The sequence below is a fragment of the Lacrimispora brassicae genome (genome assembly GCF_054772055.1).
This window is the reverse complement of record NZ_BRYH01000023.1, coordinates 226,735-243,226: the sequence shown is the minus strand read 5'-3', so window position 1 is coordinate 243,226 and position 16,492 is coordinate 226,735. Positions and strand designations below refer to the sequence as shown.

Genomic DNA, 16,492 nt, shown 5'->3' with positions numbered 1-16,492 from the left:
CCATGGGCAGGAAAGAGGAAACACCCTACGGGTATACCTTTATGCCCAAAAACCATGGGCAAGAAAGAGGAAAGGAGATTTTTGCATGAGTGAAAACAAGATTCCATACAAAATTTATCTGGAAGAGAGCGAGATGCCAAAAGAGTGGTACAATGTTCGTGCTGATATGAAGAATAAACCGGCCCCTCTATTAAATCCAGGAACCTTACAACCGATGTCAGAGGAAGAACTTGGAACTGTATTTTGTAAGGAACTGGTAAAGCAGGAGCTGGATAATGATAATCGTTTTATAGAAATTCCGGAAAAAATCCGTGACTTTTATAAAATGTACCGTCCGGCACCGTTAGTAAGAGCATATTGCCTGGAGGAGAAGCTTAAGACTCCGGCTAAAATTTATTACAAATTTGAAGGCAATAATACAAGCGGAAGCCATAAGCTGAATTCCGCTATTGCACAGGCTTATTACGCAAAGGAACAGGGGTTAAAGGGAGTGACTACTGAGACAGGGGCAGGACAGTGGGGAACGGCTCTTTCCATGGCATGCTCTTATCTGGAACTGGATTGCAAGGTGTATATGGTGAAGTGTTCTTACGAACAAAAACCCTTCCGCAGAGAAGTAATGCGCACCTATGGAGCAAGCGTGACCCCATCCCCGTCTGAGACAACAGAGATAGGAAAGAAAATCCTGGCTGATCATCCCGGAACTACAGGAAGTCTGGGATGCGCCATATCTGAGGCGGTGGAAGTGGCAACACATACAGAGGGGTATCGGTATGTGCTGGGAAGCGTTTTGAATCAGGTGCTGCTCCATCAGTCGGTGATTGGAATGGAAGCCAAGATTGCAATGGATCAATACGGAATCAAGCCTGATATTATTATCGGATGTGCAGGCGGCGGCTCCAATCTGGGGGGATTGATATCTCCGTTTATGGGTGAAAAACTCAGGGGCGAAGCAGATTACCGGTTTATTGCAGTAGAACCTGCATCCTGCCCAAGCCTGACACGAGGCGTTTTTGCTTACGATTTTTGTGATACCGGAATGGTATGTCCGCTGGCTAAGATGTATACTCTTGGAAGTGGATTTATTCCATCAGCAAACCATGCGGGAGGCCTGCGGTATCATGGGATGAGTTCCACATTGTCACAGCTTTATCATGACGGATACATGGAAGCGCGTTCTGTAGAACAGACCGCTGTATTTGAGGCAGCGGAACAGTTTGCGAGAGTAGAAGGAATACTTCCGGCGCCGGAAAGCAGTCATGCGATTAAAGCGGCGATTGACGAGGCTTTAAAATGCAAAGAGACAGGAGAGGAGAAGACGATCCTCTTTGGCCTTACAGGCACAGGATATTTTGATATGCTGGCATATGAAAAATTCCATGACGGAGTGATGACAGACTATATCCCCACCGATGATGATCTGAAGGTTGGATTTGACGGAATTCCAAGATTCCCGGGTAATATGGAATAAAAGCACCTATTATAAAGAATAAGGGCGGTTGGCAAAAGAAGACAGGTACTTGTTTTCTTTTGCCGGCCGCCTTTTACTGTTTCATCATTAGAATATCGTGTGCCTCCATACCTGATTTCGCTATAATTTCAGTGACAGTTGTAGAAATTCCTATATTGTGGTATGCTATAAAGGAATTATGCCCAGAATTTACCTGGTTTTAAAACGTGTAGAATGGAGGCTGGCATATGGCGTTAATTCTTTGGCTGATAGCCGTTTTCTGCATTATTTATTATGTTGTGATCATTTTTTATTCAGGCCTGACCACGTCCTTTTCCTTAATATGGCTTTTGTTTGCCGGCATATGCATATTGCTGCCGTTGGGATGGGAAGCCTATGGGAAGCATAAGGAAAAGGTTCCCCTGTGGATTCCGGTGTCGGTGATTACCATGTGCTGTACCGGAATTCTGGTATTTATGGTGGTGGAGGTCCTGGTATTTACGGGAGTTGCCGTCCGGGATACTTCAAACCTGGATTATGTCATTGTGTTAGGCGCCAGGGTAAAGGAAACTGGAGTCAGCAAGTCTTTAAAAAAGCGGCTGGATAAGGCCATTGAGTACGTGGATAACAATCCGTCCACGATTTTGGTGCTTTCCGGCGGTCAGGGAGAAGATGAGCCTGTCAGCGAAGCCGCAGCCATGAGGGATTACCTGGTTTTTAACGGGGTAAAAGAGGAACAACTGATTTTAGAGACCCGGTCTACCAGTACGGTTGAGAATATTGCTTACAGCCGCGTAGCCATAGAAGATGATCAGGCGGAGAGGAAAGCCCACAGGCAAAACAATCCGATTTTCATGGAACCCGGAACCTTTGAGGAGGTGCCGGATAAACCTATTAAGATCGGCGTTCTTACCAGTGATTTTCATGTGTTTCGGGCACAGCAGATTGGAAAAAAATGGGGAATACCGGATATCTACGGCATATCCTGCGGTTCGGACCCCATTCTTTTCGTACACTTTTGCGTTAGAGAGTGCGTGGCTATATTAAAAGACAAATTAGTGGGTAACATGTAATTACACGAATGCAATGAGCGGTGCGAAACAGGACAGGAGAAGAGTTACGTTGTGCCCGCACATAAGTAACTCTTCTCATGGCCTGTTTCATAGGGCCGAATGCCCGTGGCCAAGGGAATCTTACAGATTCCCTTGCTGCACTACGGACTTACGTATAATATGAACATGCAGGAGGAAAAAACACAGAATGAATCAATTTAAAAATCTTGCAGCCTATGAGGTTGTGGAAGAAAAAGTAATTAAAGAGATCAAAGCATCCGGATGTGTACTCCGCCATAAAAAAAGCGGGGCCAGGATTTTTTGCATATCCTGCGAGGATGAAAACAAGGTATTTTCCATTGGATTCCGTACTCCGCCGTCAGACAGCACAGGAGTTGCCCATATTCTGGAGCACAGCGTGCTCTGCGGGTCGGATCAGTTTCCGGTGAAAGATCCGTTTGTGGAACTGGTGAAGGGTTCCCTTAACACCTTCCTCAATGCCATGACCTATCCTGATAAAACCGTATACCCGGTAGCAAGCTGCAATGACAAGGATTTTCAGAATTTAATGAACGTGTACCTGGATGCAGTGTTTCATCCCAATATTTATAATGAACCGAAGATTTTTAAGCAGGAGGGCTGGCATTATGAGTTGGAAAGCCAGTCATCTGACTTGATTTACAATGGAGTGGTATATAATGAGATGAAGGGCGCATTTTCTTCCCCGGAAGAAGTGCTGGACCGTTACACCAGGAAAACCCTTTTCCCGGATAACTGCTACGGCCAGGAATCAGGGGGTGATCCTGCCTTTATTCCGGACCTGACCTATGAGAATTTTCTGGCTTTTCATAAGAGATATTATCATCCATCCAACAGCTATATTTACCTCTATGGGGATATGGATATGGCAGAAAAACTGGCATGGCTGGATGAAAGATATCTAAGCCAATACGATGAAATAGCCATTGATTCCAGAATTCCAAGGCAGAAGCCCTTTTTACAGCCGGTGGAGGCAGAGACCTTCTATTCCATCACCGAAGGGCAATCCGAAGAAAATGCCACCTATCTTTCCATCAGCACGGCAGTGGGGACTGGCCTGGATCCTAAGCTTTATATCGCTTTTCAGATCCTGGAATACACCCTTTTGGATGCTCCGGGCGCACCCTTAAAGCAGGCGCTCATTGACGCCGGGATCGGCCAGGACATTTTAGGTGGATATGACAACGGCATTCTTCAGCCTTATTTCTCCGTCATTGCCAAAAATGCCAACAAGGAGCAGAGAGGGGAATTCCTCGCCGTTGTAAAAGGGACCTTGAGAAAGCTTGCGGATGAAGGCATTAACAAGAGGAGCCTGAAAGCCGGAATGAACTATTATGAATTCCGCTACCGGGAAGCAGATTACGGTTCAGCGCCAAAGGGTCTGATGTATGGGCTTCAATGCATGGATAGCTGGCTCTATGACGGAGATCCCATCATGCACCTGGAATATCAGGAAATTTTTAATTATCTGAAAAAAGTGGTTGATGACGGATATTTTGAACAGCTCATCAGGGAATATCTTCTGGATAATCCTTTTGAAGCTTTCTTAACCGTAAGCCCCAAAAAGAATTTAACGGCAACGGAAGAGGAGAAGGTGGCAAAAAAACTGGCCGCTTATAAGGCCTCTCTTTCCCAGGAGGAGCTTCTCCGGCTGATGGAAGAGACCAAGGCCTTAAGGGAATACCAGGAAACTCCCTCTCCCCAGGAGGCTTTGGAAAAGATTCCTATGCTTCGGAGAGAAGACATCACCAGAGAGCCGGAGGAGATCATATGGAAGGAAAAATCTGCCCATGGCGTCAAGGTGATCCATCATGAGATGTTTACCTCTGGAATCGGGTACTTAAAGGTGCTGTTTGATACCTCCGCAGTTCCTGCCGAGGATCTGCCTTATGTGGGATTTTTAAAATCCCTTTTAGGGTATGTGAATACGGAAAACTTTACCTATGGGGATCTGACCAGTGAGATCCATTTAAACAGCGGCGGCGTCAGCTTCAGTGTGACCTCTTATCCTGACTTGAAGAACAAGGGAGAGTTTAAAGGGTTTTTCGTGGCAAGCGCCAGAGTGCTTTATGAGAAGCTGGATTTTGGCTTCTCTATTCTGAGTGAGATCCTGACCCGCTCTATTTTAGATGATGAAAAGCGGGTAGGAGAAATCATCAGTGAAACCAGGTCAAGGGCCAGAATGAAGCTGGAAGGCTCCTGCCATTCGGCAGCGGTCGCCAGAGCCACTTCCTATTTTTCCGCTACCTCCTGCTTTAACGATTTGACCGGCGGGATCGGATACTATGAATTTTTAGAAAATCTGGAAAAAGAATATTCTTCCAATAAAAAGAAGATCATTGAACGGCTGAAAGCGGTCATGAAAAAGCTTTTTACCGACAAAAACATGCTGGTCAGCTATACGGCAGATGAGGAAGGCTATAAGCTGCTTCCTGAGGCGTTAAAGAAGCTTATTGACGTGCTGCCTGAAGGAGAGGAAAAACATTATCCCTTTGCTTATAGGGCAGGAAACAGAAACGAAGGCTTCTACACGGCTTCCCAGGTCAATTATGTGGCCAGATGCGGAACCTTTGCAGGCAGCGGCCAGGAGTATACCGGAGCGCTTAAAATATTAAAGGTCATTTTAAGCTATGATTACCTGTGGCTCAATTTAAGGGTAAAGGGCGGGGCCTATGGCTGTATGAGCGGATTTGGACGTTCAGGAGAAGGATATTTCACCTCCTACCGTGATCCCAATGTAGGAGAAACAAACCGGATCTATGACGGAATCGTGGAGTATTTAAAGAACTTCCAGGCATCAGACCGGGATATGACAAAGTATGTTATCGGTACCATCAGCGATATGGATGTGCCATACCCTCCGTCTACCAGAGGAAACCGCGGTCTTTCCGCCTATTTATCCGGCGTGGACGGGGAGATGATGGAAAAAGAGCGGGAAGAGGTATTAAACGCCACTCAGGAAGACATCCGCAGTTTGGCTCCTCTTGTAAAAACCGTTCTGAATACGGGAAGCCTCTGCGTCATTGGAAATGAAGACAGAATGGCCGCGGATAAGGAGCTGTTCGGGGAGACCAGGAACCTGTTCCACTCATGATAAAACGCCTTGCAGGCATACCTCTATGTCCGAAAATCATGGACGAAAAAGAGGAAACGCCTTGCAGGCATACCTCTATGTCCGAAAATCATGGATGAAAAAGAGGAAATGCCTTACAGGCATACCTCTATGTCCAAAAAACATGGACATGAAAGAGGAAAGGAGAACCTATATGGAAAACAATTTTAAATCAGGTTTCGTTACCCTGATCGGGCGTCCCAACGTTGGAAAGTCCACACTAATGAATCATCTCATCGGTCAGAAGATCGCAATAACTTCCGATAAGCCCCAGACCACCAGAAACCGGATCCAGACCGTGTATACGGATGAAAGAGGGCAGATCATTTTCCTTGATACTCCCGGGATCCATAAGGCAAAGAACAAGCTTGGAGAATATATGGTAAGCGTTGCAGAGCGCACCTTAAAGGAAGTAGATGTAGTGCTCTGGCTGGTGGAGCCAACCACCTACATCGGTGCAGGAGAGAGGCATATTGCAGAGCAGCTAAACCAGGTAAAAACTCCTGTGATCCTGGTTATCAACAAGATTGATACGGTGAAAAATCAGGAGGATATCCTGACCTTTATAAGCACGTATAAGGATGTTTGCCAGTTTGCTGAAATCGTGCCGGTTTCCGCTTTAAAGGATAAGAATACGGATCTCATGCTGGAGCTTATTTATAAATATCTTCCGGCGGGTCCTCAGTATTACGATGAAGATACGGTGACAGACCAGCCTATGCGCCAGATTTCAGCGGAGCTTATCAGGGAAAAGGCCCTTCGTCTTTTAAACGACGAGATTCCTCACGGGATCGCAGTGACCATAGAGAAGATGAAGGAGCGGGATAACGGCATTATGGATATTGAAGCTGAAATTGTCTGCGAGCGTGATTCCCACAAAGGGATCATCATTGGAAAAGGCGGTTCCATGCTTAAGAAAATCGGAAGCGGTGCCCGCAGGGAAATAGAAGGCCTGATGGATACAAAGGTAAATTTACAGCTTTGGGTAAAGGTGCGGAAGGAATGGCGTGACAGCGAGCTGTATATGAAAAATTATGGATACAATGAAAAAGACATTTAAAAGTGGTGGTAGGAATTGAGAGAAGTTGAAACCATGACGGGGATGGTGATCAGGGTGGCCCCGGTTGGAGAAATGGATAAGCGCCTTGTGATACTTACCAGGGAAAGAGGAAAGATCACCGTATTTGCCAGAGGGGCCAGAAGACCGGGAAGTCTTTTTATGGCGGTAAGCCGCCCCTTTGCCTTCGGGCAGTTTTCCCTGTATGAGGGCAGAGATTCCTATACCCTTCGATCCACGGAGATCACCAATTATTTTGAAGGGCTGTCCCTGGATATGGAAGGGGCCTGCTATGGTTCTTATTTTCTGGAGCTGGCCGATTATTATGCCCGGGAGAACATGGATGGAACAGGGCTTTTGAAGCTTCTTTACCAATCCATACGGGCCCTTTTAAAACCGGCCCTGAAAAATGAGCTGGTCCAGAGGGTCTTTGAACTGAAAGCCATGGTGCTAAACGGAGAATATACAGAAAAACCCCCTTGCCCTGTCAGTGATTCCGCAGGCTATACATGGGAATATGTAATCGCCTCCCCAGCAGAGCATCTTTACACCTTCACCCTGACGGAACCGGTTTTAGAGGAATTCAGCCGCTGCGTAGAAATCAATAAGAAACGCTATGTAGACCGGGAATTTCACTCCCTTGAGATTTTACAGACCATGACAGGAGTGAAAGTATTGAAATGAACAGTGGGATTTGGTATAATGTTCAAGAAAGCTATGAGCAGTGCGAATCAGGACACGGAAAAATTTTCGTTGTGCTTGCACATAAGAAAATTTTTCCGTGTCCTGATTCATAGGGCGAATGCCCGTGAGCCAGTGAATCCTGCGGATTCACTGGCTGCACTGCGGATGCATGGTAACAGTGTGAGTCCTACGGATGCATGATAGCAGTGTGAATCTGCTGCACTGCAGATTCAATGCAGGAGGGAAAAGAATGAAAAAAAAGAAAGCGATTCTGTCAACTTTCCTGGCAGCCATAATGCTGACAGGCTGCATAGGCAAGAGCGGCGGCGCCACCTTAAACGGAGAGAGCAGCAGAATCTATGTAACGGAAGAAGGAACCCTTCAGACTTCCACGGTGGAAGCCTATGCGGAACAGGATTATTATCGTGCGGATGAATTAAAGGCTTATCTGGAAGAAGCCGTTTCCCAATATAACGAAGCTCATGGACAGGGAGCCGTAATCCTGGATTCCTGTACTCTGGAAAAAGGGAACGCCACCATGATCTTTCGTTATGGGTCAGGAAACGATCTTGTAGGTTTTGCTTCTGAGTATGAGGATAAGGAAAATCAGGTAGATTCCATTGCCGTGACCCCTTTGTCTGATGTATTGGGGCAGAGTGAGACGGAAGGAGTGGCTTTTGTAAAGGCCTCTGATGGGAAACCGGCAGAAAAAAAGGCATTGTCCAGCAGAGGGGAATGCTTTGCAATCGTTTTGGAGACAAAACAGCCGGTGACGGTACAAACCCAGGGAAAGCTTTTATTTGTTTCCGATAATGTAGTTATAAAGGATCACTATACCGTTCAGACAGCGCAAGGGAAAAATTACATCATATTTAAATAAGAGAGGTTAAGATCATGGAAAAGACAATGGAAAAGATTGTGGGACTTGCAAAATCAAGAGGATTTGTATATCCTGGCTCCGAGATTTACGGCGGACTTGCCAATACCTGGGATTACGGCAACTTAGGCGTAGAACTGAAGAACAATGTGAAAAAAGCATGGTGGCAGAAATTTGTTCAGGAGAGTCCCTACAATGTGGGCGTTGACTGCGCCATATTGATGAATTCCCAGACCTGGATCGCCTCCGGACATTTAGGCGGCTTTTCCGACCCTTTGATGGACTGCAAGGCATGTAAAGAGCGTTTCCGTGCAGATAAACTGATTGAAGATTATATGGCTGAGAACAGCATCACCATCGAAGGTTCTGTGGATGCCTGGTCCCAGGAAGAGATGAAGAGCTACATCGATGAGAAGAACATCTGCTGCCCAAGCTGTGGAAAGCATGATTTTACAGATATCCGCCAGTTTAACTTAATGTTCAAAACCTTCCAGGGAGTTACGGAGGATGCAAAGAACACCGTGTACTTAAGGCCTGAGACAGCCCAGGGTATTTTCGTAAACTTCAAGAACGTCCAGAGAACCTCCCGCAAGAAAATTCCTTTTGGAATCGCACAGGTCGGTAAATCCTTCCGCAACGAGATCACACCGGGAAACTTCACCTTCCGCACCAGGGAATTTGAGCAGATGGAGCTGGAATTTTTCTGTGAGCCGGATACAGATCTGGAATGGTTTGCATACTGGAAAGAATTCTGCATCAACTGGCTGCAGACCCTTGGGATCAAGGACGATGAGATGCGTGTCAGGGACCATGAGAAGGAAGAACTTTCCTTTTACAGCAAGGCAACCTCTGACATTGAATTCCTGTTCCCATTCGGCTGGGGCGAGTTATGGGGAATTGCAGACAGAACAGATTACGACCTGAACCAGCACCAGAGCACTTCCGGACAGGATCTGACATATTTTGACGACGAGAAAAAGGAGCGGTACATTCCTTATGTTGTGGAGCCGTCTCTTGGAGCTGACCGCGTAACCCTTGCATTCCTTTGCGCCGCATACGACGAGGAGGAGATTGCAGAAGGAGATGTGCGTACAGTGCTTCATTTCCATCCAGCCATTGCTCCTGTAAAAATCGGCGTGCTGCCTCTTTCTAAGAAGCTGAACGATGGCGCAGAAAAGGTATATGAAGAGCTTCGCAAATATTATAACTGTGAATTCGATGACAGAGGCAACATCGGAAAGCGTTATAGAAGACAGGATGAGATCGGTACTCCGTTCTGTGTTACCTATGATTTTGATTCAGAAGAGGACTTTGCGGTAACCGTCCGTGACCGTGACACCATGGATCAGGTAAGAGTTCCCATTGCAGAGCTGAAAAGCTATTTTGAAGATAAGTTCCGTTTCTAGACATACTGCTTCCTTCTGACGGGCAGCAGCAATTTCATGAAAAAAGTGCAGGCTGAGGCTGATTGTCTCATTCCTGCACTTTTTTAATTATAAAACAGCCGTCTTCCGACACAAGAGCCTTCTTGCCGGATTCTTTGTTTTTTACGGCTATTCCTCTGCTTCTGAATCCGCTTTTTTCCAATGGACCGTTCCATGAGAATGCTGTATGGGAGCATAGATGGAATAAAGCTTTAATGGCTCTTGACCGGTATTTATAATATTATGCCAGGTATTTGCAGGGATGAGAACGGCGCAGTTACTATTGACAGACTGCTGAATAGAAAGATTATAGGGACTGTCCCCCATGAGCAGCAGCCCTTCTCCTCGTTCCACCCGGATGAACTGATCCACCTCCGAATGATTTTCCAGACCGATATCCCCATCCACTGGGATGCTCATGAGAGTAAGCTGCATGTGGTTTCCGGTCCATCGGGTGGTGCGGAAGGAAGGGTTCCGAAGGGTATCATGGACGATGTTCAGCACAAGCGGCGCCGGCCCGTAGTCATTCGCATCCCAGGTAAGATAAGAATTGTCCGATATGCAGTTAGACTGGCAGGTAAAGCAGTTATAGGGTATCATAGGCTCACTCTTTTCGTGCATTGTAATGTATTATATGGCATTGCCTTTTCCAGGTGACTGGTATTGGGGATAAAATCCTCAGATATGAGAGGAATTATTAAGGGCGGCCGCAGATTCTGATTAGGGGGCGGGGAACCGTCCATAAGGAAAGAAGATAGAGGCGGCAGAATAAAAAAGAGGCAGCCGCAAAAGGAAGATCCGAAGTGGATTCTCTTTTTGCGGCTGCCTTTTTCTCTTTTACCTCTGTCCCTTATCGTAAGGAATACCCTCTGCCTTAGGGGCCTGAGAGTTTCTGGAGGTGAAGATCAGCACAACCAATGTGATGATATAAGGCACCATCTTATAGAAATAGCTTGGAATGCCTATTGAGTTTAAGAACGGGATTCCGGAATAAGCGGATGCAATAGCCTTCATAAGTCCGAAAAACAGAGAGGCAAGCATGATGTTTACCGGCTTCCACTGGCCGAAGATCAAAACGGCCAGAGCCAGGAATCCGTACCCGGCTACGTCTGCGTTAAAGTTGGTGGAGGTGGGAACCACAAAGACCAGTCCCCCAAGCCCGCCAAGAGCGCCGGAAATCAGAACGCCTGCATACTGCATGTGGTATACGTTAATACCGGCGGAATCGGCTGCCTGAGGATGCTCGCCGCAGGCCTGGAGCCTTAAGCCAAACCGGGTTCTATAAAGGACAACGGCTGAGAGTACAAAGATCCCGATGCCGATGTAAGTGGTGATATAAGCGTTCTGGAACAGGAGAGGGCCGAAGAACGGAACCTTTCCCAATACCGGAACAGATATAATGCGGAAGGTGTTGTTAAACTGCACCTGCTGTACGTTCTGGATAACACGGGCCACAAAAATAGCAAAGGCGGGGGCAAACATATTTAATGCAGTACCGCTGATTACCTGATTGGACTTCATATTAATGGAAGCGTAGGCGTGGAACAAGGAAAACACCATGCCAGTGGCCATGGAGATCAGCACTGCAATGATGAGCTGGAGTTGTCCGCTCATGGAGCTGCCTGTAACATGAATGAACAGGATCCCGGTAAAGGCTCCCATGGTCATGATTCCTTCCAATGCGATGTTGATGATGCCGCTTCGCTCGGAGAACATGGCTCCCAAGGCTACGATCATGAGAGGAATCATGAAATACATGGTCTGCTGGAAAATGAAATAAATTACGTTCATGATTTCATTCCTCCTTCCTTCGCTGCGTCTGTTTTTGCTTCTTTCTGCTTATTTATTTTAGAAAGAATGATCTTTACCATAAGGGCAAAGGCGCTGAAATAGATGATAACTGCAACGATGATATCGATGATTTCCGTTGAAAATTCCAGCAACTGTAAGTAAAATCCCCCGGCTGTTAAGTATGCGATAAAGATGCCGGAGAAGAGAACTCCGATGGGGTTGCTTAAGCCCAGCAAAGCAACGGAAATTCCGGTAAAGCCTTCCGATGCCAGAACATCCTTGATCTCAATGTGCTTTCCGGTGCCTGCCAGGTACAAAAGTCCACCTGCAAGTCCGGCAATGGCTCCTGCGATCATCATGGACAGGATGATGCTCTTTTTTTCATTGATACCGGCATATTTGCTGGCATCCCGGTTAAAGCCAACAGCTTTTAATTCATAGCCAAAGGTGGTCTTGTTTAAGAGGACCCAGATCAGGATCACCGTAATGATGGCAATGAGGATTCCGCCGTTTACGCTGGAACCTGGGAATATCTTATCAAGGCCCATTTTTGGAATATTGGCAGTTGCGGCCACATTCCGGGATTCATTGCGCAGGTTATTGAATAAGGGTTTATAGCTTTTTACGATCCAGTTTACCAGATACATGCCGATGTAGTTCATCATAATGGAGGCGATTACTTCATTGACGTTAAAATAAGCCTTTAAAAGTCCCGGAACAAGACCCCATATCGCACCCATGATAACGCTTGCAAGAAGGGCCGCCATCCAGTGGGCCGGTCCTAAGGAAGTCCAGAGGATTCCTACATAGACGGCACCAAATCCGCCCATAATGAACTGGCCGGGAGTTCCGATGTTGAAAAGCCCTGTTTTAAAAGCAAATCCTACGGAAAGACCGGTCAGGATGATGGGGGTGGCATAATAAAATACCTGTCCAACTCCCTTGGCCCCATGGGTAAATGCGCCTGTTAAAATTGTTGCAAATCCGGGAAGCGCCTGCTTCGGATTGCAGAGGAACAGAATGATCAGGCCTACGATTAATCCAAGCACAATGGCAAAGACAGAAGAGAGAATGCCTGTATGGTCCTTTATCTGTTTTGGTTTCATGATTTGCCACCTTCCTTCTTTGCGCCTGCCATATAAAGACCCAGTTCCTGAACCGTGACGTTCTTGGGATCTAAGTCGGCTACGATTCCGCCTTCAAATATGACCAGAATCCGGTCGCTTAAATTCATGACTTCATCTAATTCCAGAGATACCAGGAGGATAGCCGCTCCCGCATCTCTTTGCTTTACAAGCTGTTTGTGGATGTATTCAATGGCACCCACGTCTAAGCCTCTGGTGGGCTGAACCGCCAGAAGGATATCGGGAGTTTTTGAGATCTCCCGTGCTACGATGGCCTTTTGCTGATTGCCGCCGGACATGCTTCGGGTGGTGGTAAAGGGGCCTTCGCTGCTTCTTATATCGTAATCCTGGACCAGTTTATCCGCATATTCATAAATCTTGTCATTTTTTAAGAACGTACCGCTTTGGAAATCCTTTTCAAAATACTGCTGAAGGACCAGGTTATAGGCCAGGTTATAATCCAGAACAAGGCCGTGTTTGTGCCGGTCTTCCGGTATATGGGACAATCCATGGGTGTTTTTGTAGCGGATGCTTTTTTTCGTCATGTCTTCCCCGTTGATGGTGACAGTTCCGGTGCTCATGTCAGAGATACCGGTAATGGCATGAATAAGCTCTGTCTGGCCGTTGCCGTCAATGCCGGCGATACAGACGATTTCACCTCTTCTTACCTTTAAGGAAACATCATGCACCAGTTTCTTTGTCTGGCCTTCCCTTTTCGCCTCAACAGAAAGGTCCTTTACTTCCAGCACAATGTCTCCGGGCTTGGAAGGACTTTTGTCAACGGTTAAGTTCACCTTGCGGCCAACCATCATCTCCGACATTTCTTCAGGCGTTGTATCTGCTACATCTACCGTTCCAATATATTTACCGCGGCGCAGGACAGAACAGCGGTCCGCAACCGCCTTGATTTCATTAAGCTTGTGGGTGATGAACAGGATGGACTTTCCTTCCTTTACCAGGTCTTTCATGATCTGCATCAGTTCATCAATTTCCTGAGGAGTAAGAACCGCAGTGGGTTCGTCAAAAATCATGATCTCGTTGTCACGATAAAGCATTTTTAATATTTCGACCCTTTGCTGCATTCCTACGGTAATATCCGATATGACTGCATCCGGATCCACGAATAATTTGTATTTCTCGCTTAAATCCATTACTTTTTTTCGGGCATCATCCATTTTTAAGAACCCGCGTTTCGTGGTTTCAATGCCCAGAACAATATTCTGGAGCACGGTAAAATTCTCTACCAGCTTAAAATGCTGGTGAACCATGCCAATCCCCAAAGTATTGGCATCCAGAGGACCGGTGATCTTTTCATCCTTACCCCTTACCCTGATGACGCCTTTTTCCGGCTGGTACAGGCCGAATAAGACACTCATAAGCGTGGATTTTCCCGCACCGTTTTCACCAAGCAGGGCGTGTATTTCACCTTTCTTTAATTGAAGAGTGATGTCATCATTGGCGATGATACCAGGAAATTCTTTTGTGATGTGAAGCATCTCAATAATGTAATCCATAAAATCCCCCTTAATTCGGTACCTGTCTATGGGACCTGGTTAATAAAATATGCCTTGGTATGTTTCTGCTTTTTAGAAAATAAAAAAGAGATGCCGTAAGAGACCAGATCTGTTCTGACTGGTGAGTCAAACGGCATCTCCTTTCCTCTTTATTGCCCACGCTTTCTGGGCACAAAGGTATGCCCGAAGGGCGTTCCTCTTTATTGCCCACGCTTTCTGGGCAGAGTACACCCGGTTTTAACGGGCATAAAGGTATGCCCCAAGGGCGATTCTTTTGCAGATTATTCTACAAAGGTAATTTTTGTCTTTTCAAGCTTTAAGTCAACCGTTGGATTGTTGTTATCCTGGGAAGGCTGTACCAGTTCGATCTTACCGTCTTTTAACTGAGTAAAGATGGCGTCATAATCGGCCTGTGTGAACTTGGTGAATTTGGAAGTTTCCATAGGAAGTCCGATACCATCGTTCTTAGCAGAGAAGATACTGGTTTTTCCGCCTGGGAAAGCATTGTCATAGAATGCCTTTACTCCGTCGTATACGGAAACAGACAGCTCTTTCATGGCAGAGGTGATGACAGTATTGGATTCGTAGCTCTGGTCAACGTCAACGCCGATTACCTTTGTGCTCTTTTCTTCTGCCGCAGCCATTACGGAGTTACCAACGGCACCGCCGCATCCGAAGATTACTTCGGTTCCGTTCTGGTACCAGGAAGCTGCCATAGACTGTGCTTCCGGAGTAGCAGCAAATGCGCCTGTGTAGTTGTACATGATTTCCACGCTATCGATTCCCATTTCCTTTGCTGCATAGTCAGCGCCCTCAGCAAAGCCGTAGCCGTAACGGATAACAGCAGGAACTGCCATACCGCCTAAGAAACCAAGCTTTGTATAGCCGTCTTTTACTGCTGCATAGCCAGCTAAGAATCCAGGCTCATCTTCCTGGAACAGGATAGGCATTACATTAGCCTCTGTTTTGAATTCTGAATAGTCGGCATTGTGAGGCTCGCCATCCAGAAGGATGAAATGTACGTCCTTGTACTGCTCCTGGGCAAGGAACACAGGCTCTTCAAATAAAAATCCGGGGCAAACAACTAACTTGGCGCCGCCTTCGATAGCAAGGCCGATGGTCTCAAGATAGGAATCTGTAGTACCTTCCTGGGGCTGGTAGTACTTGTAGGAAAGCTTGTTTTCCTCCGCATACTTTTTCATGCCTTCCCATGCACCCTGGTTAAAGGACTTATCATCGATAGTCCCTAAGTCTGTAACCAATGCAAGCTCGTATCCATTTTCGGACTTTTCTGAGGCTGCAGCGGTTGTTTCTGCTGTTTTTCCGGCAGCAGTTGTGGTTTCCGCAGGTGCGGCAGTTGTAGCGCCGCCGTCTGGTTTGGAAGAACCGCATCCACTTAAGGTTGCAGCCATCATAGCTGCCATAACTAATGCTAATGCTCTCTTTTTCATAATCTTGATTTTCCTCCTGTTATTGATTAATTTAGAGATACCATTAATGTATCACATTTTTGTTCCAGAAACAATCTCATTTGGTGTTATTTTACAGAAAAAATCAAAAAACAGCCAAGTATTTTATGAAATATATTCCCAGGCTTGGTTACAAGGCATATCTTTCCTGGTTTCACTTGTTATTTAAGAAAATAATGATAAACTGGTAAAAGACTTAAAAAAAGGAGGATGTATATGAAGAAATCAAACCTGCTGGAAGAACCGGTGAAGAAATTGTTCTTAAGGTATCTGATGCCTTCCATCAGTGCCACTTTGGTCACTTCTATATATATACTGGCTGATACCCTGATGATCGGTCGTGGAGTAGGCGCCATCGGCATTGCTGCCTTAAACCTTCTCCTGCCTTTATACAGCCTGTTTTTTGGGACCGGAATGCTGTTTAGGGTGGGGGGAGGAGCCCACGGATGAGATTTTGGCCATGTCGGTCCCTGCTGTCAGAATCTATTTCCTGTCATTTCTTCCCATGGGATTCAATATTTTGTTCAGCACCTGGTTCCAGTCCGTGTTAAGGCCGGGCAATGCCTTGTTCATCTGCCTGATGAGAGGGCTTATCTTAAGCAGTGTTCTTGTATTCCTCCTTCCAATGGCAATGGGAGTGAACGGGATATGGGCCGTCATGCCGGCAGCAGAGCTTTTGACTCTTGTAACCGGCCTGATATTGCTGAAAAAACAGAAGTCTGTCTTGCCTGAAAATTCCTGAAATTATCTTAATAAAAGTGGGGAATGATAGTAGTTTTTTGACATAATATTCGCATATACGAATCAAAATCGCATATCAGAAAAAGACAGAATATGGAAGCACTTTCAGAACAATTGTATTGAAAAAAGAGCTAATTTTTGGCAATAATTACAGAAAC

14 protein-coding genes are annotated in these 16,492 nt (G+C 46.1%); 9 read left to right on the top strand and 5 right to left on the bottom strand.

Annotation, left to right across the window (positions count from 1 at the left end; all coding sequences use genetic code 11):
- Nucleotides 1-85: 85 nt before the first annotated feature.
- The 7 genes from ACYVD3_RS11420 to ACYVD3_RS11390 all read left to right on the top strand — a co-directional run bounded on the left by ACYVD3_RS11420 (nt 86) and on the right by ACYVD3_RS11390 (nt 9,677).
- The gene (locus ACYVD3_RS11420) at nt 86-1,471 is read left to right on the top strand and encodes a TrpB-like pyridoxal phosphate-dependent enzyme (protein WP_460642641.1); all 1,386 of its coding nucleotides are present in this window, start codon (nt 86-88) and stop codon (nt 1,469-1,471) included.
- Between the two features lie 227 nt (nt 1,472-1,698).
- On the top strand, nt 1,699-2,523 hold the full coding sequence (locus tag ACYVD3_RS11415) for a YdcF family protein (RefSeq protein WP_460642640.1): 825 nt from the start codon (nt 1,699-1,701) through the stop codon (nt 2,521-2,523).
- 187 nt (nt 2,524-2,710) lie between these two features.
- Nucleotides 2,711-5,635: an insulinase family protein gene (locus ACYVD3_RS11410; protein ID WP_460642639.1), complete on the top strand. Its 2,925-nt coding sequence runs from the start codon at nt 2,711-2,713 to the stop codon at nt 5,633-5,635.
- Between the two features lie 172 nt (nt 5,636-5,807).
- Nucleotides 5,808-6,713 (top strand): GTPase Era, encoded by a 906-nt coding sequence (gene era, locus ACYVD3_RS11405; protein WP_460642638.1) that lies wholly within the window; start codon nt 5,808-5,810, stop codon nt 6,711-6,713.
- 15 nt (nt 6,714-6,728) lie between these two features.
- On the top strand, nt 6,729-7,394 hold the full coding sequence (gene recO, locus ACYVD3_RS11400) for a DNA repair protein RecO (protein ID WP_460642637.1): 666 nt from the start codon (nt 6,729-6,731) through the stop codon (nt 7,392-7,394).
- A gap of 250 nt (nt 7,395-7,644) precedes the next feature.
- On the top strand, nt 7,645-8,274 hold the full coding sequence (locus ACYVD3_RS11395; RefSeq protein ID WP_460642636.1) for a hypothetical protein: 630 nt from the start codon (nt 7,645-7,647) through the stop codon (nt 8,272-8,274).
- Between the two features lie 14 nt (nt 8,275-8,288).
- Entirely contained in the window at nt 8,289-9,677 is a 1,389-nt protein-coding gene (locus tag ACYVD3_RS11390; RefSeq protein ID WP_460642635.1) for a glycine--tRNA ligase, read from the top strand.
- 147 nt (nt 9,678-9,824) lie between these two features.
- Here ACYVD3_RS11390 and ACYVD3_RS11385 read toward each other — a convergent pair whose 3' ends face one another.
- The 5 genes from ACYVD3_RS11385 to ACYVD3_RS11365 all read right to left on the bottom strand — a co-directional run bounded on the left by ACYVD3_RS11385 (nt 9,825) and on the right by ACYVD3_RS11365 (nt 15,575).
- Nucleotides 9,825-10,295 (bottom strand): cupin domain-containing protein, encoded by a 471-nt coding sequence (locus tag ACYVD3_RS11385; protein WP_460642634.1) that lies wholly within the window; start codon nt 10,293-10,295, stop codon nt 9,825-9,827.
- A gap of 237 nt (nt 10,296-10,532) precedes the next feature.
- Nucleotides 10,533-11,486: an ABC transporter permease gene (locus ACYVD3_RS11380; protein ID WP_460642633.1), complete on the bottom strand. Its 954-nt coding sequence runs from the start codon at nt 11,484-11,486 to the stop codon at nt 10,533-10,535.
- Complete coding sequence (locus tag ACYVD3_RS11375) at nt 11,483-12,592, bottom strand: ABC transporter permease (protein WP_460642632.1); 1,110 nt, start codon at nt 12,590-12,592, stop codon at nt 11,483-11,485. Before ACYVD3_RS11375 ends, ACYVD3_RS11380 begins: the two co-directional genes overlap by 4 nt.
- Entirely contained in the window at nt 12,589-14,124 is a 1,536-nt protein-coding gene (locus tag ACYVD3_RS11370; RefSeq protein ID WP_460642631.1) for an ABC transporter ATP-binding protein, read from the bottom strand. The genes ACYVD3_RS11375 and ACYVD3_RS11370 overlap by 4 nt, the downstream gene beginning before the upstream one ends.
- A gap of 281 nt (nt 14,125-14,405) precedes the next feature.
- Nucleotides 14,406-15,575, bottom strand: coding sequence for a BMP family lipoprotein (locus ACYVD3_RS11365; protein WP_460642630.1), 1,170 nt, complete (start codon nt 15,573-15,575; stop codon nt 14,406-14,408).
- Nucleotides 15,576-15,809: 234 nt separating this feature from the next.
- Between ACYVD3_RS11365 and ACYVD3_RS11360 the strand changes: the two genes are divergently transcribed.
- Together ACYVD3_RS11360 and ACYVD3_RS11355 are read left to right on the top strand one after the other, a co-directional pair.
- The gene (locus ACYVD3_RS11360; protein ID WP_460642629.1) at nt 15,810-16,043 is read left to right on the top strand and encodes a hypothetical protein; all 234 of its coding nucleotides are present in this window, start codon (nt 15,810-15,812) and stop codon (nt 16,041-16,043) included.
- Nucleotides 16,044-16,053: 10 nt separating this feature from the next.
- On the top strand, nt 16,054-16,335 hold the full coding sequence (locus ACYVD3_RS11355; RefSeq protein WP_460642628.1) for a hypothetical protein: 282 nt from the start codon (nt 16,054-16,056) through the stop codon (nt 16,333-16,335).
- The last annotated feature ends 157 nt before the right edge of the window (nt 16,336-16,492 follow it).